Origin of the sequence: Emticicia sp. W12TSBA100-4, assembly GCF_040253585.1 — a bacterium.
Taxonomy (GTDB): Bacteria; Bacteroidota; Bacteroidia; order Cytophagales; family Spirosomataceae; genus Emticicia.
Window position 1 is genome coordinate 1 of sequence record NZ_JBELAU010000006.1, and the last position, 20,058, is coordinate 20,058.

Consider the following 20,058-nt stretch of genomic DNA (forward strand, 5'->3'; position numbering starts at 1 on the left):
ATTTGCTGTACCTGTGATTACTGCATTTGGCACGCTGTTATCAAGCGTGACATTGGTCGTTGCTGTTGCGGTGCAACCATTACTATTTGTCACCGTTACCGTGTAAATGCCTGAACTTGTGATACTTACCGTGGCATTTGTTCCAAGTCCATTTGACCATGAATATGTTCCACCGCCTGTGGCTGTGCGTTCTACCGAAGTAGTAGTACAAGTTAAATTCGTTGTCCCTGTGATGCCTGCACTTGGCACACTGTTATCAATTGTAACACTTGTTGTCGCTGTGGCGGTACAACCATTGCTATTCGTAACTGTTACGGTATAAACGCCTGAACTTGTGATATTTACTGTTGCATTTGTTCCCAAGCTATTTGACCATGAGTAGGTTCCGCCACCTGTCGCTGTTCTACTTACCGATGTGGTCGTACAAGTTAAACTCGTTGTCCCTGTGATGCCTGCATTCGGAACACTGCTATCAAGCGTGACATTGGTCGTTGCTGTTGCGGTGCAACCATTGCTATTTGTCACCGTTACGGTATAAATACCAGAACTTGTGATATTTACTGTGGCACTTGTTCCCAAACCATTTGACCATGAATATGTTCCACCGCCTGTGGCTGTTCTACTTACCGATGTGGTCGTACAAGTTAAACTCGTTGTCCCTGTGATGCCTGCATTCGGAACACTGCTATCAAGCGTGACATTGGTCGTTGCTGTTGCGGTGCAACCATTACTATTTGTCACCGTTACCGTGTAATTCCCTGAACTTGTGATACTTACCGTGGCATTTGTTCCCAAACCGCTTGACCATGAATATGTTCCACCACCTGTGGCTGTGCGTTCTACCGAAGTGGTCGTACAAGTTAAACTCGTTGTCCCTGTGATGCCTGCACTTGGCACACTGTTATCAAGCGTGACATTGGTCGTAGCTGTGGCGGTACAACCATTGCTATTCGTCACCGTTACAGTGTAAATGCCTGAACTTGTGATATTTACTGTCGCACTTGTCCCCAAACCATTTGACCATGAATACGTGCCACCGCCTGTGGCTGTTCGGCTGACCGAAGTTGTTGTACAACTTAGGTTTTCTGTGCCTGTGATGCCTGCATTTGGAACGCTGTTATCAAGCGTGACATTGGTCGTAGCTGTGGCGGTACAACCATTGCTATTCGTCACCGTTACAGTGTAAATGCCTGAACTTGTGATATTTACTGTGGCACTTGTTCCCAAGCCATTTGACCATGAATACGTGCCGCCACCTGTGGCTGTTCGGATTACTGATGTCGTTGTACAACTTAGATTCGTTGTCCCTGTAATTCCTGCATTTGGTACGCTGTTATCAAGAGTGACATTGGTGGTAGCAGTTGCCGTACAGCCATTGCTATTTGTTACAGTTACGGTATAAATTCCTGAACTTGTGATACTTACACTCGCATTCGTCCCCAAACCATTTGACCATGAGTATGTTCCGCCGCCTGTGGCTGTTCGGATTACCGATGTTGTTGTGCAAGTTAAATTTGTCGTGCCTGTGATGCCTGCATTTGGTACGCTGTTATCAAGAGTGACATTGGTGGTAGCAGTTGCCGTACAGCCATTGCTATTTGTTACAGTTACGGTATAAATTCCTGAACTTGTGATACTTACAGTCGCATTTGTTCCCAAACCATTTGACCATGAATATGTTCCACCGCCTGTGGCTGTTCTACTTACCGAAGTAACCAAACAAGTTAGGTTTGTAGCTCCAGTAATGGTCACGGTTGGTTTAGTAGGTTGAGGGTCAATGACAACAGGATTGCTGGCATAACTTATCACGCAAGCAGGATTAGAAGTATTCCTTATCGTTAAATTATAGGTTCCAGAAGTAAGCCCACTAAATGTATTACTGGACTGATAATTCATACCTCCATCTACGCTAAACTCTATTGCTGAGGAGCTTGTGGCATTGATTATAATTGTACCCGATGCTACGTCGCAAGTAGGTTGTGTTATGGTTGGAGCATTGACTGTTATAGCGATGTCATCGTTTTGAATAGTTCCAGTAGCATCAAGTGTAGTTCCACCACCATTGAATCGAATATTCCTTCCATTGTTTATTAAATTACTAAGTCGGAGAATGAGCGTTTCATTACTCTCAAATTTACAATCACCGTTGATGGTTACACTGACTTGCTTGGTTGTTTGGCCAGCCGCAAAAGTAAGTACTCCCGAAGTACTGGTGTAATCATTATCAGTAATAGTGGCAGTATTATCAACGGTAGCATAATTGACCAACACATCAGCATCCGAGGGATTACTCATTTGAATATCAAACGTCATGGTCGTCGTTCCAGTATTAGTCTCGGCTACCGTTGGATTATTGATTGAAATAGTGCTAATATCATCGTTAACAATTGTTCCAGTTGCCTGTGCATCAACAATATATATTCCAGTGGGAGCTCCCGATAAATTTACGTTAAAAGTCTCATCTAATTCAACCACATTATCACGATTGACTGAGCCTACAAAAATATTCGTAAGACTACCCCCAGCAGCAAAAAAGATTGTCCCGTTTGAAATAGTGTTATAATCAGATGTACTGACTGCTGTCCCATCAGCTGTATTTACTGTTAATGTGAATACTTCGTCATTGTCACTCCGTGTAACCGAGAAATTAAAGATAGTAACAGAACTATTATTACCTTCATTAACACTAAAATCACTGATAGATACCCTTGTGGGTGTTTTAAAACCAAAATCAACATGATTGATGGTAGCAGCAATATTAAATGCCTGTGTTGCTACCCCAAAGCCACTCACTGGATGGCCATTATCGTCATTATCTGTATTGTTGAAATCAGGGTCAGGGGGAGATGTAGTAGGGCTACTCACAAGAGGCTGACCTGTATTATAGAGAGGTCCCCCTACTGCGAAGTTTGAAGCAGCGACTTCAACGATGTAAGTACCTGCCACAACTTCAAAAAGATAAGTGCCTGCCTGCGTAGCCACAGTAGTAGTAGTGGTAGTAGCCACTGGAGTACCATCGCCCACATCTAATCTATTGTTGTTGTTGATATCTCGATAGATATTCATTATTACACCATCAATTCCCACATCCCCCACATCAAAAACTCTATTTCTGTTTATATCGTTATATACTAAATTACCTACCATAAAGACAGAAGTCGGTGCGTTGATGACAACATCAGCCGTAGGTGCCGATACACAATCCGTGCTGTTAGTAACCGTGAAGTTGTAAGTGCCTGCTGCCAAGTTAGTAACTGTTGTGCTGCTCCCAGTTCCCGAAATATTACCAGGATTAATAATCCAACTGCCCGATGGTAAACCACTCAGTAGAACACTACCTGTTGAGGTACTAAGGTAGGGTTGTGTAATTGTTCCTACGTTGGGTGTAGCAGGTGCAGGAGGGTCAGAAATTATCCTTGAAGTGACTAATGTAGCAGTACAACCGTTTCGAGTTACTGAGAAGTTACTGTAAGTTCCAGCTTTAAGCCCAGATAAAGTAAAGGCATTCCCCTCAACCGTTACATTCTTCGGACTTGTTGTTGCTCCCACGCCAGTTGCCGTGAAACTTAAAGAGTATGTCCCATCAGGTAAATTGGTAGAGTTAAACGGAATACTACCATCCCCCGTACAAGTAGTCGAATTTACGGCTGTACCAGCCACAAGCGTTGGGGGCGATGGATTGGCCACTGTTTTGGCGGGACTTAGGACTCCCGTACTAACTGCATTTCCCGAAACTGTTATCGAAAAATTATTATAATCACCTACTGACAAGCCCGTTAGCATAAAAACACCTCCATTAACCATTACATCCTTAGGACTGCTACTGCCCGTAGTACTGAAAGATAGCGAATAAGTACCATCTGGCACATTGGTTGTGGTAAATGCAATACTACCATTCGCTCCACCACAACTAGTGGTATTCGTTACTGCTCCTGCTGTAATGGTAGGTGGGGCAACATAATTATACGTAAACGGTACTACATAAAAGCACGCCCCACCACTTGGAGTTATTTTAGCATAAAGCGTTTGTGTGCCTGCTGGTAGCGAAGCATCTGGTTCAAAAGTATTCGGTGCGGTAAAGGTTCCAGCTAAGTTGGTAGCTGCCTGTTCTTTATAAATGCCATTTACTGTACTTGCACCCGTGCCGTTATATGTGCCACCGTAGGTAAAAATTGGAGTTGGTGTATTATTTACAACGATTGAAGCATTACCCGAATTGGTGATTGTACCCGTCAGGCTACCGTATTTTAGTATACCAGAATTGGTGAAAGTACCACCAGTATTATTTATGTTGTTCATGATTTGGATTAAGCCAGAATTATTGGTCGTACCAACTCCCAAATAGCTTCCCGAAGCCATGATGATTTTACCACACGAATTATTGTTAATGGTAGCTCCATTGCCCAAAATCCCTTTACTTAAATTCATATTAACCGTTCCAGTATTGGTAAATACTGTGGCTGCATTCATGGTCATTGATTCCCAATTAGTACCTAAGTCAAAATTTAATGTACCATTATTGGTAAAAGTTCTTGGATTCGACCCTAAAAAAGCAATCCCTCTTGTATCGTTTGTCCCTTTAAAATTTATAGTACCTGTACTATTATTTGTAAGATTAACAGTTGAATTACTTCCACCAAACGATATATCATCAACGGTAGATTTCAATGTAAGAGTACCATTATTGATTATTGAAATAACATCACTACCTTGAGTAACCATGGCAAATCCTGTAACGGGGTTTCCGCTGGCTGTTTCTACTCTAATGGTTCCATTATTTGTTAAGGTTGCCCCATTTAGTGTAATAGCAATTGTATTGGTACTAACACTTCTTACATTAAGCGTACCATTTACAGTAAGTGATGAATTAGCATTAATCCGTATTGAATTAATCTCGGCAATAGTAGCTAAACCAATAATTGGTTTGTTCGGAACATCTGGTATGATTGCATCCTTATTTGTCAAATCTGGTACCCAAGCAGGATTCCAGTTGCACGGGTCGTTCCAGTCGGTGCTAAATGTTCCTGTCCATGTTATATCAACATTTCCTGGAGAGGTTGCCAAAGGTGTACATGCTTCTTGAATATACTTAGCTGTAGAGCTGGTAAAGTTTGCGTAAGCAATACTGGCTTTATTGTCGATAGTTGTTAATGAAACAGCATAGGCCAAACCCGAACCGTTTGCTTCCAATATTAGTGGACTCCCCCATGTGTTGCCTGAGACATCAGAAGCTCTTAGATAGTATAAACCGTTACCAGTAAGATAGGCAATCGCAGGATTTCCATTTACAATCTCTAAGGAGCAACTTGAAACTGCTGTAGATGAGGTGGCACTTTGTAAAATGCGGTGGGTTCCCCATGTATTACCATTAACATCATTGGCTCTTATAAAAGCAAGTTCATTGCCTCCAGTTGAAAAAGCAATAGCTGGGTAGCCGTTTACAACTGTAAAAGAAAAACCAGCTACTTGCAAATAGTCTTCGAGTGCAATGACAGTACCCCACGAACTTCCTACGGCATCATTGGCTATCACGTATTCTAAATTATAACCGCTTCCATTTCGTAAAACAATAGCGGGCTTACCATTGACCATTTTCATAGCTTTCAGGTCTGCACTATGTGAAGTAACCACTACGGGGGAATTACTAAATGAAGTTCCTGCATCATTAGTTGCTCTCGAAAAATAAACGTTCGTTGCATCCGAGAATACCACCGCAGGTCTTCCTCCAACATCAAGCAAAGAAGGATTGTTGTACAAAGAATTGGGTGAAAAAACCGTGACAGTAGTATTCCAAGCACTTCCATTAATATCCGAAGCAGATTTGTAATTAACGTAGTATTGGGGCGAATTGAAGCCCGAATATACAACTGCAGGCTTCCCAGCTATTATAGCCATTTGAAAATCACTACCGACATTGAATCTATCTTCAAGTGTTACTGGAGTCCCCCATGTAGTACCTTCAGCATTGGTTGCTCGCACATACATCAAATCAAGTGATGAATTAAGATAAATAAAGGCGGGATACCCATTGACAATCAAATGAGAATGTTGCCTTGAAAAATTCGCTATGCCCGTCACGACATTTACTGGTGTTCTAAAAGTACTTTGTGCAAAAATTTGTTGGCTTATCAACAAAGCCATAAAAAGGTAAAATATTTTTTTCATGGTAGATTTCAATTTGGGTTATTCATAAGATTCAAACTGATATTTTGATGTTAAGTGACTACGATAGATTTATCATAGCCACTATTACTTTATTTCTTTACGCCATCGCACATGGCTTCCATGTTGAGTCTTACAATGTGAGGTATTTGCTTACGACCTTCGGTACTGCCATTTACGCCATAATTATCTTTAATTTTATCTTGTATTTGGTCGTGTACTTTATCAATTATATCGCCCGAAGTGATGATTTCGGTATGAAACGGGTCTTCTTCTTTCATCTGTACAAAGGCTTGTCCGTAGAATAGTTTACCAGAGGCATCAAAGCCCATTTGCAGCACTATGTGGTCATCTAAATTATCGCCTCTAATATGGTCTATTTTTACGGAAACCAACATTCCCGCATCGTGCGTAATCATCGAGCTTTCTTGATGCCAAGTGCGGTAGTTATGGTCGCCATCTTTTATTCTGTACTCCATTACTTGATTAAAAGCACTCGATTTATCATCATCTTTATAAAACCAACCGTAGTTTTCACCGCTATTTTTTACATCAATATCATTGTTTTCATTGCTATTCATTGCTTTACCAAAAGCATCATAATCGAATTTCATAGTTATAAGAAGTTTAAGATTGAAAAATTTAATTTGCTGAAACTGACGAACACAGACGATTGATAGTATGGCTAACCACCGCCACAAAATACAACTGACCACCATTATCATTGAATTTTACGATAGCAGTCGAAATCTCATTGAAAGCTTTGGCACAAAAATCAAAGGCCTCTTTGGCATCAAGTGCCAATTCTTCTGAAAGGCCAAAAGTTTCTAATGCTCCCACTGCACCAATTATTTCAAGTGTTCCATCGACAACTTTAATCAGCTTATCAGGAACCTGATAACCATCATCACCTTTTGTCCAATCATAATCTACTTTGTTGATTGTTCCAGTCGGGCTAAACGTAACGGTAAGCTCAACGTGGTCGTCGGTGGCGTCGGCTCGAATATGGTCAAGTTTAACATTCAGTACATTATCTGCCTTCACGGTCGGATTATAAACCCGATACTGAGAATCTTCGACTTTGTATTCCAAATACTCGCTGGAAGACTTTGAGTTTGGATACAAACTTTTGAAGGTATTTAAATTAAATTTTACGCTCATGGTTATAAATTTTAGAGTTGAGAAATAATACGTTTTTAGTTCAATTACACGCAGGCTGAATGACGATTTTAAGCTTAATAGTCCAGTATCAATTATTACAAACTGCCTGAATCATGGCTTGAAAAACAGCTCCTTTTTTTGCCTCAAAACCAGCGTCAAGCTCCACATATTTGCCAGTTTGGAAGGTCGCTTTTCCTGTCGTTTCGATTTTATTACTGGCCTTAATGTTGTTTCCTGCCAACAAAATCCCAGCATAGGCTGTAATATCATTCGTTGGGCTAACCAATGTTTGCGTAGCAACCGCATTCACAACCGTAATAGCCTGACTTACTCGATTGCTAAAACAAGCAGTGTTTTCGCAAGCGGCATAATAAGTCGTCGTAGCCGAAGGCGTAATCATAAAAGGTGAGCCTGTGGCAAGTGCCGTTCCGCCCGTTGCTTGATCATACCACTTTACTGACCCAACTGTACAAGTAGCTGATAATGAAGCACTAACACCACTACAAAGATTGTTTTTTGAAGTACTAACGGCAGTTGGGGCAGTAACTGAAGGCGATACAAACACTCTAAATACATCTGAAAATACTGACCCAGTATTATTTAAAGCGGTACATCTGATGTACTTATTAGCAAATGAGGCATTGCCCAAAATTGTAGTTGAACCAGCAGAAGTTGAAAGATTAGTTGGTGTGCTCATATTGGCAAAAGATGAACTTTGCCATTGATAACTTATGGCATCGGTTGCGGTAAGATTTAGCACTTCGCTTGCACCCGTACACAAGTTACGGTCGGTATATTGCGAAGTAAAAACGGGAAGAGGCACATACGTAATTGGGGCAACAAAGCTACAAGCACCATAAGTGATTTTAGCATAGAGTGTTTGCGAGCCACTCGGAAGCATGGCGGGCGTAAAAACATTAGTAGCAAGGCTATAAGTACCTGCCGAAACAGTTGTTGCTAAATCGGTATATATTCCATCCACGACCAAGTTATTGTTTGTTCCGATGGTCATAAAAGTTGCGTTTGCTGGATTATTCCTGACCCGAAGTTTATTATTTGTAAATGTCCCTGCTGTATTTCCAATTTTTATCAGACCGTCATTCACAAAATTGGTAGCCCCTGCGTTGTTGGTCAAATTATACTGAATATCAAAATAGCCATTGTTCTGAACCAAACCTGCTTGATTGATAATTTCTCCTCTATAAAAGTTGCTATACGTGATGAGTTTTATGATACCACAAGTTTCGTTAATAAGGTTATCGGTATATTTTTCGATACCACCCGTCAGATTCATTGTTCCGCTATTGCTGAGCATCGTTAAGGCTGTATTATCGCCTTGCATAAAAATCGCTTTCGCACCTGTGGCATTGATAACCCCGCCTGCTTCATTGATAATTCTTGATAAATTATAGAGTCTAATTCCATAAGCACCATTCACCACAGGAATGATTGAATTAAAAACTCCTGTGGTTTTATTGGTAAAGATTCCACTTAGTTCAAACCTACTACCTTCGTTTACATTGATAGTGCCGAAATTTTGAATACTACCACGGCAACTAAGCGTAGTAGTTATATTAAGCACTACTCCCGAATTCACGGTCAGACTTGCCAGTGTATTAACTAAAAAAATAGACTTGATAGAAGCGTTGGCAGCTACAATAGGATATCTGGTTAGGCCAATCGGAATCGTAACATCATCGGCAGAGGTAGGTAAACCGCCAGTCCAGTTAGCGACATTACCCCAGTCGGTGTTTACGCTGCCATTCCAAGTGATGGTAGCGGCAAATGATAATTGATTGATAAATAAAAGGATTACGAAAAGTCCTTTTGAGAAAATTCTTTTTTTCATGGTAGTGAAATTTTTGAGGTTATTTTTGAAAACAATAGGGTAAAAATCATGGCAAAAAAAGTAGGAGATAACTCCGAAGAGTTACCCCCAAACCCACTTCTTTCTACCACGAAAGGCCTTTTGATGATTTTGAAAAAATATTTTGGAAGGTTTTTAGTCTTCTCCGTGACGCAATAAATTCCTTCCCACCGTTGAGCCGAATGATTAGCTTATTGTTTTCATGGCGAAAAGCTGAGAGATGCGAAAGATTGATGATGTAGCTTCGGTTGACTCTGAGGAAAGATTTAGTATCAAGCCGTGACTCAATAACGCCGAGTGTAAGGGCGGCCAATATTCTTGCCTTTGAAGTAGTATAAATATTGGTATAATTCACCTCGCTTTCGAGGTATAAGATTTTGTCAGTTTCTATCTGCTGACGGCGTGTAAGGTAAAGTTCATTCATGGTTCTCGTGGTATTGAAAAGTTTCTACAAAACTCGTCCACGAAAAGCATTTCCATTTAACCCAAAATGAACTTTCTTTTGCTCTTTTTAAACAACAAAAGCCTCGAAAATCGAGGCTTTTATCAAAAAAACATGATATTTATTTGCTCAAAATGAACTTTCTTTTGCTCTTTTTGAAAAAATACGATTATTTTCCATATTCCGAAGGTGACTTCCCAAACTCATCTTGAAAGGCTTTCGTGAAATAAGATAGACTTTCAAAACCTACCTGATAAGCAATATTTGAGACCGTATCTGCACTATTTTGTAGCAAATTTGCAGCCTTTTGTAGGCGATATTTACGCACAAATTGTGTGGCAGATTGATTAGTAACGGCCTTGATTTTTCGGCGAAGAACCACCGACGACAGATTCATTTCTTCGGCAAATTGCTCTACATTAAACTCGCTTTCGGAGATATATTTTTCTACTACTTCTTTAGCCTTATTGATAAATTTTTCATCAATCGAAGGCAGAATCACTTCGGTTGGTTTCAAATCTACCACTTGTTTATCATATTTTTGGCGTAATATTTCCCTTTGGTTGACCAAATTCCTGACTCTAACCAGCAGTTCTTCTTTATTAAAAGGCTTTGTCAGGTAATCGTCAGCACCCAATTCAAAACCCTCAATGCGGCTTTCTACATTGGCTTTAGCTGTGAGCATCACTACTGGAATGTGACTCGTTTTCTCGTCACTTTTTAAAATTTTACAAAATCCTAAACCATCTAATCGAGGCATCATAAGGTCAGAAACCACAATATCAGGAATCAACTCTAATGCTTTTTCTATGCCTTCTTGCCCATCAATTGCTTCAATGATTTGGTAATCTTGCTCAAAAACACTCCGAATATACTGGCGGAGGTCTGAGTTATCTTCTATGATAAGAAGTATTTTTTCTTCATCGCCTACTTTATTTGTTTCGACAATGTTTTTACTTTCGCTACTGGCATAAAAAGCCCTTAAATCAGTATTTTGATATTCTTCCGAAGCTCCATGAAGTAATTCCTCCTTCCAGGTTTCTTTGTCGGTAGGAAGGCTTATAGTAAAGCTTGTCCCAATGGTTTCTTTACTCGAAACTCGTACCGTTCCTTTGTGCAATTGCACCATTTCTTTGACCAACGCCAAGCCAATTCCCGAACCTTCGTAGTTTCGCTGATGCGAGCCATCAATCTGATAAAATCTATCAAAAATCTGATTTATCTTTTCGGCAGAAATACCTATTCCAGAATCTTCAACAATTATTTCAACACCGCCAAAATCTTCGGTATAATTTACTTTCAAAGTGATTTTACCCGCATCTTTCGTAAATTTAAACGCATTTGAAAGCAAGTTCAACAATATTTTCTCAATCTTGTCCGCATCAAAATAAGCAATTGCTTGTCGGCGGTTCTGAATAATCTGGAAATCAATTCCTCGGCTTTCGGCCAGCGAACTAAACGAACTACCGAGTATTTGAATGTGTTTGGCTAAATCATCTTGCTTAATATTAGCTTGCATCTGCCCTGCATCAAGCTTACTCAAATCAAGCAATTGATTGATAAGCACCAACAATCGCTGGCCATTACGTTTCATTGAGTCAAAGAGTTTTTCGTGCGGATAACGCTTTCTCAAATCATCAATTGGACTCAAAATTAAGGTTAACGGAGTACGGAATTCATGCGAAATATTGGCAAAAAACTGAGTTTTTAGGTTATCAAGTTCTTTCAGACGTTCGTTTTGAATGACATTGAATTGAAGTTTTTCTTCGGCCAACATTTTATTTAATTCAACACTCCTAAAGATTTGCCCTAAGAAAACTACAAACAGAAAAATTTCGGCAATAAAAAGGAAAGTAGTAATTTCAAAAATTGGTTTAAATTCAAGCAACCCAAATAATCTAAGATTGAAAATAAAGTTGGCTATTACGCCCAAAATAAAAGGGAATGAGTAATAAATATGAACATTGTATCGCTTGATTATGCTATAAATGTAGACCATAAGTACAATTGCAGAAGAAGAAACAATGTTATAATGCCCTGCTTTTAGCCAATACCATTTATAATCGAACAATACTAAAATGTCAATAATAGCGGTTGAGATAATTGATATTTTGATTAATAAAACCATCCATTTTGGTAGTTTTTCGACTTCTAAAACGGCCAAAATTAAGATACCCGAACCAATAGCAAATGAATTATAGCAAAGAAAATCAATTTTTTGGGCGATATCTGGGTTAAAAGAAAAAAGTGGCCCAGGTACATTCATCATACCTAAAAACGAAAACGTTCGGATAGCAATCTGAATCGAATACGCTCTAAATATTCGGTCTTTTATGATAAAAAGGCCAAGTATAACAACTAAAAAAAACCTAAAAATAATTAAAGCCAAGTTGAAACTCTGATCAGAATAAATATCAATGTTTGAAAACACATAAGAAGGTGCAGAATGAAGTATAACAGCCCCATAAATGCCTCTTTGGTTCTTTAGTCGTAGATAAACTGTTTTGGTAGAATTGACAGGTAAATCAAGTTTAAATGTAATTTCTTCTTCTAAAAATTTCTTAGTTTTTTGGATAGTTAATAAACGTTGTTTTTGATAATCAATCTTTTTTCCTGTAGAATCCAATACATAAAATTCGAGCTGCTCGGTTAGCGGATTATTCCATTTAATTACCCATTTTTTAAATTCAGAGTCTTCGTTTTTGAAAGTAAACTTCATCCAATAAGCATTATTGGAATAGGGAAATATAAAATATTTTTTTTGATGTTTGATAAACTTATGCTTTGAAAGCTGCTCAAACGGCACTTTTGAAGTAGAATCTTTAAAAACCTCCATATCAGAGGTAATATTCAAGGGGATTTTGGATTTAGAAGTGAGTAGTACGGTCTGCGAATAGCTCTGTTTTTGTAGTATAAATAGTAGTGATATTAAAAAAAACAGTGTTTTTTTTATCATTTTCATAGCATATAAAGTTAATTAGTATCCTCTACAATACAACATCATAAAGGACATTAAGTTTTCATGTCACCGATAAATAAGCATCGGTTTAGGTTACATAGGTTGTAAATATACTTATTCCTAAGAATTAAAGCAAAAATACAATTTTCTGAAAAGAATCGACAAAGATGAATTCATAAAAAAAGGTTGCTCCCAGAGGTAATTAACCTCTAAAAGCAACCTATCAATAAATGTAGTAATTTGGAATTACTTATTTAAGAAATCAATTGTGCTTATGCCAAACAAAGCTTTGCCTTCAGCTTTAGGGTTTTTGAAAACAAAGTACAAGTTTTGTAGGCCAGTAGCATTTAAACTAACTTTTAGAGGCATCATATTAGATTCTGAAACCTCAGCTTCTGCCAATACAGCCCCTGTTGGCGAACCCGTACGAACTTCAACTTTTCCACCTACACTCTGGCCTTTTTGCGAAAACGCTCCAATCGTCAATCCTTTTACGCCAGTCAAATCAATATTTTTGAAGCCAAAATAGGCACCATCTTCGGTAGCGATTACAATTTCACCACCCAATGCCTCCACATTAAATTTCGATGTAGCTTTGGCTTCATCAAACGTAACTGCTTTCACTTTAGGGCTACGCAAAGCTACCGACTCTGTATTTGTCAAAGGGCCAATTACCTTTCCACCCTTATCAGTATAAGTAGCTTGAATGATATATGCTCCATCTTTTTTACCCTTATGTGCAGTAGTTTCATAAGCAGCCTTAATTGGTTGTGAAGCTTTTTTCTTATCGTTTAATGAAAGAATATAGTCAACCATGTCACGGGCATCAGCAAGTGAAACTTGCGGGTGAGCCGCCATTGCTTGTTCTCCCCAAACACCACCACCACCTTTGATCACTTTCTCAGCCAACTGATTAATAGCCGTTTGTCCACGACGGTATTTTTTAGCTACATCAATATATGCTGGCCCGATAGATTTTTTATCAACTGAGTGGCAAGCCTTACAATCGCTCAAATCAATCAAACGTTTTCCTGCCGCAAAGTTCATATTTTCTTTGTGTCCTTGCTCAATCATCGTTTTGTCATAACCTTCCAAATAATTGATATTTACAACCACATCAGCAGCATCAATACCTTTGGCGGTTGTACCGTCTTCTTTGTCAGCAACACTTACTTCGTAATCAATGTTTTGGTCATCGAAGAAGAAAGTTTTGTTGCTTTTCACGGCAATATTTACTTTTGGTTCGGCATTACCAACTTTCACTTTCAATGTTTGATTTGCTTTATTTCCAGCCACATCTGTTACCGTCAAAACAACATCGTATTCGCCAGGTTTAGCAAAAGTAACCTTCGGATTTTGTTGAGTACTTGCGGGAATGCCTTTGCCAAAATTCCATGAATATTTCAGAGCATCACCATCATAATCCATGGTTCCTGCTGAAGAGAAGGCAACTGTTAGTGGAGAAGCCCCTGCTTTTTTATCGGCTTTTGCCATCACTACAGGCTTACGATTACCGTAGTTATACTCAATGACCGAAAGCGTAGCTTCTTCGTTTTGAGCAAACCAGTTCATGCCATAATCTAATACAAACAAACGGCCATCTTTCGAAAATGCCATGTCCATTGGGTGATAGAATTTTGTGCTTGGCATAAAACGCTCCATACCCGCATAATTTCCATCTTTATCCATGCTTATCAAATAAATCCAGTCACGCATCCATTCGTAAGCAAAGAATTTTCCGTCTAAGTAGCTTGGTAATTTCTTTGGATGTTTGTCATAATCTTCTGAATAATAAACAGGTCCAGCCATCGGATTGCATCCACCTTTACCAAACTCAGGAAACTGTCTCGATTCACCATAACCATAATGAATCCATGCTTTTTGGGCTGGCGGAAGCTCAGTTAAACCTGTATTATGCGGTGAATCGTTGATTGGAGCTAAAGCATTGTATTTCTCGCCTGATTCTTTTTTAGCAAAATCATAATGATTGTAGGCAAAATTTGGCCCTGTAAAAATTGGCCAACCAAAGAAACCTGGTTTACGTGCTTGGTTAAATTCTACGATACCTTCAGGCCCACGATTTGGGTCCGTTTTACCTGCATCGGGACCAACGTCTCCCCAATACAAATAGCCACTACGCTTATCTACCGCAATTCTGTACGGATTACGCATACCCATTGCATAGATTTCTGGACGAGTTTTTTCTGTTCCAACTTTAAATAAATTTCCTTCTGGAATTGTGTATGTACCATCTTTTTGTGGTGTAATTCTGAGAACTTTTCCACGCAAATCGTTAGTACTACCCGATGAACGAAGAGCGTCCCAGCCATCACGTCCCTCACGAAAATCTATCGGAGCATAACCATTTGAAGCAAAAGGGTTTGTATCATCTCCTGTCGATAAATATAAATTTCCTTTAGCGTCCCAATCAATTGAGCCACCTGTATGGCAACATTCATCACGCTTTACGGGTACTCTGAACACTACTTTTTCCGAAGAAAAAACTACTGTATCTTTCTGATTATCGTACTCAAATCTTGATAAAAAATTGTCTTTCGTAGCTTCACGGCTTTCGTTTGGTGTATAGTAAAAATATACCCAGTTGTTTTGAGCAAAATTTGGGTCAATTCCAACGCCCATTAAACCATACTCGAATTTGGTATAAACTGGCATTTGTGCAACTACCTTCACTTTGTTAGTTGTGGGATTCCAAACCTTTACTAAACCTTTGCGTTCTACAAAAATAACCTTTCCATTTGGCATGGTGGCCAATTCTGTTGGTTCATCGAGATTCGTTGCTAAAATGGTACGTTCGTAGCGATTTTCTTCGGGAGCTCTTTGCGTTTTAGCTTTTGAATAATCCAATTTTTCGGCCATTGCCCATTTCAAACCTTGCCAAAAATGCTCAGTTATCAAAGGTTCCGTAAATGTTTCGGGTGTGTGTCCATAACTCGAATAAAATGCTTTTCCACCATCAAATTCATGGTACCATGCCATTGGGTGAAACTCACCCATTCTACCCATTTGGTAACTCGACTCGTCAACCTTTACGATAAATTTCAAAATATCTTTTTTCAAAGATTTGAAATCGTAAAATTCGTCAGTTTTTTCAAATGTTTCAGGAAAATGTGCCGATGCTGGAAACGTTTTGTCAAGCGTAACCATTTTACCCTTTTGCACATTCGATACTTTCCCACCTGGGTGGCTCGCAAAATATGCCCCAACTAAATCATTATACCATGGCCAGTTATATTCTGTATCTGTAGCAGAGTGAATACCCACATAACCACCACCTGCTTGAATATAACGCTCAAAATCGGCCTGTTGAGCAGGATTCAATACATCACCTGTGGTGCTTAGCCACACAACGGCATTGTATTTTTTGAGGTTTTCTTCAGTAAATTTGGCAGGATTCGTAGTTGTATCAACGCTAAAACCTTGTTTTTTCCCGAGTTCAAGAAAAAACTGATTTCCTTCTTTAATTGAATTGTGGTGAAAACCTCTTGTCAAGGAAAACACCAATACTTTTTTTTGGGCTTGTACTCCCAGTACACTCAACAAGAGTGCGTAAAGCAGAATAACTTTTTTCATTTGAAAAATATAGGTTGGAGTTTAATTTTAAAAACCATTAATCATAATTTTTGTTAGCAGAAATGATTCATTTCTTTTAATAAAACAAAGATATACAAAAAGAAATGTTTAATTGTCAAATTGACACTAAAAAGTATTTTTTTGAGATGTAGTATAACTTTTTGGCGAGAATTAGCAGCAAATTATACTCTGAAAAAGTAGCCAACACCTTTGATAGTCATGATTTCAAGGCTTGGATCATCTTTAAGGTACTCTCGAAGTTTGGTCATATAAACATCCAGATTGCGTGAGTTGAAGTACGAATCATCGCCCCAAATCTGCATCAGAATATCTTTACGGCTCACAATGCTATTTCGATTTTCGGACAAAATCTTTATTAATTTAGCTTCTCTATGGCTAAGTTTCTTGATTTTGTCTTGATAAGTCAACTCGTACTTATTTAAGAAGACTTCGTACTGACCAATCATGATAACATTGGTTGTGTTTATACTTTTTTGTTGTGTTAGATTGAGCAAATTATTGATGCGAATAATGAGTTCTTCCATGCTAAAAGGCTTTCGGATATAATCATTTCCGCCCGATTGAAATCCTTTTGCCAAATCCTCAGTTTGGGTTTTAGCAGTTAGAAAAATTATAGGAATTGTAGGATTTAGTTGCCTAATTTCAGTAGCCAATTTGAAACCGTCTTTGTTGGGTAGCATCACATCAAGCACACATATTTCGGGTTTGTATTGACCATAGGCCACAAGACCATCTTTGCCATCTGTAACCATAATTACCTCAAAATTTCTACTTTCAAGGCTCTCTTTCACTATTTTGCCTAAAAATGGCTCATCTTCGGCATACAATATTTTTGTTTTCATAAAGTTTTCAAAAGAACTATCTTAAATTCACTTCCTTCACCCTGCTTATTTACCAAATTAATCGTTCCTCTATGTTGTTCAACAATATTTTTTACATAACTCAGACCAAGCCCATAGCCTTTGGTATTGTGTGTATTTCCAGTTGGGACTCGGAAGAATTTCTCAAAAATTTTATATTGAAACTCCTTCGGAATGCCGTTGCCATTATCGGTAAAGGTCAAGATAAATTGTTTATTTTTTTCGGTTAAGACAATTAGTATTTTTGGGGTATTTGTTGTGTATTTTAAAGAATTATCCAACAAATTATAAATGACATTGGTCAGGTGAATCTCATCGCCTCTACTAATAAAGTTTTGACCATTCGTTTCAAATTGCACCTGAGCTTGGCATTTTTCAAACTGCAATTTCATAGTATTTAGCACTTGCTCAACTAATTGTTTCAAATTGATTTCTGAAAAATTCAAATCAAGTTTTTGTTGCTCGAAAATCGCCATTTTTAGTACACTATCCACCAAAACCGATAATCGATTAAGTTCATTTTTTGAGATTTCGAGATATTCTTTGGTCAACTCTGGATTTTGCAAGCCCCCAAAACTACTCAATGCTTCAATAGCAACACTGACTGTCGAAATAGGCGTTTTAAGTTCATGAGTGATGTTGCTAATTAGGTCGTTTCTGAGCAAAGTTAAGCGTTTTTGCTGCTGTAAATTCCTAAAAATTAGCCAAAAAGCACAAGAGGTTACGGTAATCAAAAAGAGTGAAAACAGAATTTGAGGTATAATTTTTTTGATTAAAAAGTTTTCATAACTGTTGAAGTTCGCCAAGAACGATTTAGAATGAGTGGGGCTTTCAACGGTGATTCCCGATAAAATAAATTGGGATTTCACTTTGGGTGAAACAAATACCTCGAAAGGTAAATCAATTGCCGATTTAATTAGTTTTCGTTGAAACGCCTTCGCCACATCAAGCCTCCGCAACGAATCCTGAGTAATGCGAAGTGTTATTAATGTATCTCCGCCACTTTTCTTTAATTTAAAATCAGAATTAGTTTTTTCACTTATTTTTTCGAGCTGAATACTTGGCAAAACCATATTTGTATCAGCCTGATTTGTTGACAAACTAAAACTTTTACTTGAATCACGATTCACCTGTATGGTCAGCCTACTTGTACCTGCTCTCTTTTGCACAACTGAAATCATTCTCGTCAAAATTCTCTTTACTGAATCATTCATCTGATTGCGAGAAAACGCAAACTTTATCATTTTGATTGATGTATCAGCTACGCTTAAAGAACTATCAGTCAGTGGATTGACTGGACGCATATTCATCACAACTTTTGGACTTTTGGGCGTTTCTTTGGCTTTAAAAGTTTTTTTTAGCATTGCTTTTGCCGACGGCAACTGCATTTGATTGATAATCATTGAGTCTTGCAGTTCTGAAATTGTAGCATCAAAAATCTGACTGATGTTGTCTTTTAGTAATTTTTTTTGCTCAAAATAGTTTTGCCTAATCCAAAAGAATTGAAAAAATAGTAGCAATAAAATACTGCTAACTATCAACATTATTGGGAGCTTATTTTTGAAATCATTTTGCATCAAACAAATGTAAGGGTTTTCATAAAAACACCATAGTTTTTAACCTAAATTAACCTTAAATCAACCTACTTTAACACTAAATCAGGTAAAAGAATATCAATTTTGCCTTGAACTAAAATAAAAAATAAAATGAAAAAAATAGTAGTATTTGCCGCCATTCTGGGCAGTTTAGGCACTTTAAAAGCCCAAAAACAAGAAGGAATCATTGATTTTGAGCAAAAAATAAATATGCATAAACGCATGACCGATGAGTCGATGAAAGCCATGATTCCAGAATTTAGAAGTACACAACACCAATTGTTTTTCAATGCCAACGAGTCGGTTTATAAATTACTCGAAAAAGAAGACGACGATGATGAGGAGATGGGAGGAGGTGGCGTAACAATAAAATTGACAATGCCCAAAAACGAGCTATACCGCAACTTTACTACCCAGAAAAAAATTGACCTCAAAGAAATGCTTGGCAAAAAATATCTGATAAATGACACACTCCAGACTATGGCTTGGAAGCTTGGTACAGAAAGTAAAAAAATCAAAGGGTTTGAGTGTATGAAAGCTACAATGGTCAATAATGAAACTCAAAAAACTATTGTGGCATGGTTTACCCCCGAAATTAGCTGCCCAAGCGGCCCCGAAATCTACGGTACGCTGCCTGGAATGATTTTGGAAGTAAATGTAAACGATGGCGAGATTGTCTATACTGCCAACAAAATAACGTTTACGAAACTCAAACCAAACGACCTAAAACAACCAACAGAAGGCAAACCAATCAGCCCCGAAGCATTCAAAAAGATGATAGATGAGTTTAGAGTTAATAACGGAAATGGAATTAAAATTATGAGAAACTAAAAACATTATGAGTCATAAAAAAGGCATCATCTACTAAAAACCATTAGATGATGCCTTTTTTCTTTGAAAACTTAGCATTTTAGTGCTTTATCAAAGTATGTGTTCCGTCTGGATTTATTTTTGTTGAAGTATTAGCATTATGATGAATAACTGTATGCGTACCATCTGGATTTACTTGAATTGATGTGCTTTTATTCCGATAAATCACAGTATGAGTACCATCAGGATTTACCTTTAAGTTTGTATTTGAATTATGCTGAATTGTAGTACTTTGTGTCCCATCTGGATGAATCTTTGTTAAAGTATTACCATTATGATGAATAACAGTGTGTGTGCCGTTTGGATTTACTTGCACCGAAACATTGTCATTATGCTGGTGAATAACAGTATGCGTACTATTTGGATTCACTTGAACAGTTGGACTTTGGGCTTGACAAAAGTGAGCAGAAGCTGTGAAAATTAGACAAGCGATAGTAGTTTTCATATATTTAATGAATTTTAGTAAATTTATTTTTAACTATTGAGATATTTCACTTTAAATGACATTAATGACTTGACTATTTAGCTCT

The 20,058-nt window shown here is 38.1% G+C and carries 11 protein-coding genes; 1 reads left to right on the forward strand and 10 read right to left on the reverse strand.

What is annotated here, in order from left to right; translation table 11 throughout:
• From ABR854_RS09220 to ABR854_RS09260, 9 genes are all read right to left on the reverse strand, one after another.
• The coding region (locus ABR854_RS09220) for a beta strand repeat-containing protein (RefSeq protein ID WP_350265117.1) at positions 1–6,165 on the reverse strand (6,165 nt) is incomplete at its 3' end.
• Positions 6,166–6,254: 89 nt separating this feature from the next.
• A complete protein-coding gene (locus ABR854_RS09225; RefSeq protein WP_350265118.1) occupies positions 6,255–6,776 on the reverse strand; it encodes a hypothetical protein in 522 nt (173 codons plus the stop codon).
• Positions 6,777–6,804: 28 nt separating this feature from the next.
• On the reverse strand, positions 6,805–7,323 hold the full coding sequence (locus ABR854_RS09230) for a hypothetical protein (RefSeq protein WP_350265119.1): 519 nt from the start codon (positions 7,321–7,323) through the stop codon (positions 6,805–6,807).
• An 88-nt stretch (positions 7,324–7,411) separates the two neighbouring features.
• Positions 7,412–9,172 (reverse strand): immunoglobulin domain-containing protein, encoded by a 1,761-nt coding sequence (locus tag ABR854_RS09235; protein WP_350265120.1) that lies wholly within the window; start codon positions 9,170–9,172, stop codon positions 7,412–7,414.
• A gap of 103 nt (positions 9,173–9,275) precedes the next feature.
• Positions 9,276–9,614 (reverse strand): LytR/AlgR family response regulator transcription factor, encoded by a 339-nt coding sequence (locus ABR854_RS09240; RefSeq protein ID WP_350265121.1) that lies wholly within the window; start codon positions 9,612–9,614, stop codon positions 9,276–9,278.
• A gap of 187 nt (positions 9,615–9,801) precedes the next feature.
• Entirely contained in the window at positions 9,802–12,486 is a 2,685-nt protein-coding gene (locus ABR854_RS09245) for an ATP-binding protein (RefSeq protein ID WP_350265122.1), read from the reverse strand.
• Between the two features lie 351 nt (positions 12,487–12,837).
• Positions 12,838–16,182, reverse strand: coding sequence for a ThuA domain-containing protein (locus ABR854_RS09250; protein WP_350265123.1), 3,345 nt, complete (start codon positions 16,180–16,182; stop codon positions 12,838–12,840).
• A 182-nt stretch (positions 16,183–16,364) separates the two neighbouring features.
• Positions 16,365–17,045, reverse strand: coding sequence for a response regulator transcription factor (locus tag ABR854_RS09255; protein WP_350265124.1), 681 nt, complete (start codon positions 17,043–17,045; stop codon positions 16,365–16,367).
• The gene (locus tag ABR854_RS09260; protein ID WP_350265125.1) at positions 17,042–18,607 is read right to left on the reverse strand and encodes a sensor histidine kinase; all 1,566 of its coding nucleotides are present in this window, start codon (positions 18,605–18,607) and stop codon (positions 17,042–17,044) included. Before ABR854_RS09260 ends, ABR854_RS09255 begins: the two co-directional genes overlap by 4 nt.
• A 162-nt stretch (positions 18,608–18,769) precedes the next feature.
• On the opposite strand from ABR854_RS09260, the gene ABR854_RS09265 reads away from it, so the two are divergent.
• Positions 18,770–19,489: a GLPGLI family protein gene (locus tag ABR854_RS09265; protein ID WP_350265126.1), complete on the forward strand. Its 720-nt coding sequence runs from the start codon at positions 18,770–18,772 to the stop codon at positions 19,487–19,489.
• Positions 19,490–19,568: 79 nt separating this feature from the next.
• Here the strand turns inward: ABR854_RS09265 and ABR854_RS09270 are convergent, their stop codons facing one another.
• Complete coding sequence (locus tag ABR854_RS09270; protein WP_350265127.1) at positions 19,569–19,973, reverse strand: hypothetical protein; 405 nt, start codon at positions 19,971–19,973, stop codon at positions 19,569–19,571.
• Positions 19,974–20,058 lie beyond the last annotated feature (85 nt).

Coding starts and splice junctions, on each gene's coding strand:
- ABR854_RS09225 (WP_350265118.1), bottom strand. CDS start 6,776: ATGAAATTCGATTATGATGCTTTTGGTAAAGCAATGAATAGCAATGAA.
- ABR854_RS09230 (WP_350265119.1), bottom strand. CDS start 7,323: ATGAGCGTAAAATTTAATTTAAATACCTTCAAAAGTTTGTATCCAAAC.
- ABR854_RS09235 (WP_350265120.1), bottom strand. CDS start 9,172: ATGAAAAAAAGAATTTTCTCAAAAGGACTTTTCGTAATCCTTTTATTT.
- ABR854_RS09240 (WP_350265121.1), bottom strand. CDS start 9,614: ATGAATGAACTTTACCTTACACGCCGTCAGCAGATAGAAACTGACAAA.
- ABR854_RS09250 (WP_350265123.1), bottom strand. CDS start 16,182: ATGAAAAAAGTTATTCTGCTTTACGCACTCTTGTTGAGTGTACTGGGA.
- ABR854_RS09255 (WP_350265124.1), bottom strand. CDS start 17,045: ATGAAAACAAAAATATTGTATGCCGAAGATGAGCCATTTTTAGGCAAA.
- ABR854_RS09260 (WP_350265125.1), bottom strand. CDS start 18,607: ATGTTGATAGTTAGCAGTATTTTATTGCTACTATTTTTTCAATTCTTT.
- ABR854_RS09265 (WP_350265126.1), top strand. CDS start 18,770: ATGAAAAAAATAGTAGTATTTGCCGCCATTCTGGGCAGTTTAGGCACT.
- ABR854_RS09270 (WP_350265127.1), bottom strand. CDS start 19,973: ATGAAAACTACTATCGCTTGTCTAATTTTCACAGCTTCTGCTCACTTT.